At 36.5% G+C, this 482-nt stretch carries 1 pseudogene; it reads right to left on the bottom strand.

The window, feature by feature from the left end:
• Nucleotides 1-482 (bottom strand): annotated as a pseudogene (locus HMPREF2663_RS08475) (cell division protein FtsK); the annotation flags it as partial.

The raw sequence follows: 482 nt of genomic DNA, 5'->3' as shown, positions 1-482 counted from the left end.
GTCCCTTTACCAATGGGTATCACAATACCTTCTGGATCTAAATCGGGGAATAAAAATTGTGTGGTTTTTTTATTAATATTACCGATTTGAATCAGCACATTGAGTTGTTCTCTAACGGAAACCGGGATGGTTTGATGATCAAATCGTTGAGACACCAGTAATAAATGAACTTTGGTGGCACGACCTAATAAAGCAATTTGAGATAGTAATGAAAAGAACGCGTCTTTAATGGTCTTATTCACACCTTCAGCTAAAGCGAGCACTTCATCAATCACAATGGTTAGGTGATCAAATTGATAGTCTGGATCGTCATAAAGAATGGTTTGTCGTTGTTGAATAACTTGAAGGCAATGACTTAAGTTTTCATTAATTTCAGATAAAAAATCAGACTTAGATCGATTTTGATGAGGGTGAATCACAGTAATATCATGAATACGTGCCCAACGGCTCGGTGTATCAAACTTAGGGTCAACAATAATGAG

The sequence above is a fragment of the Staphylococcus sp. HMSC077D08 genome (assembly GCF_001837945.1).
GTDB classification, from domain to species: domain Bacteria; phylum Bacillota; class Bacilli; order Staphylococcales; family Staphylococcaceae; genus Staphylococcus; species Staphylococcus epidermidis.
Note: the sequence above shows the minus strand (reverse complement) of the source record. Positions and strands in the feature narration are given on the sequence as shown.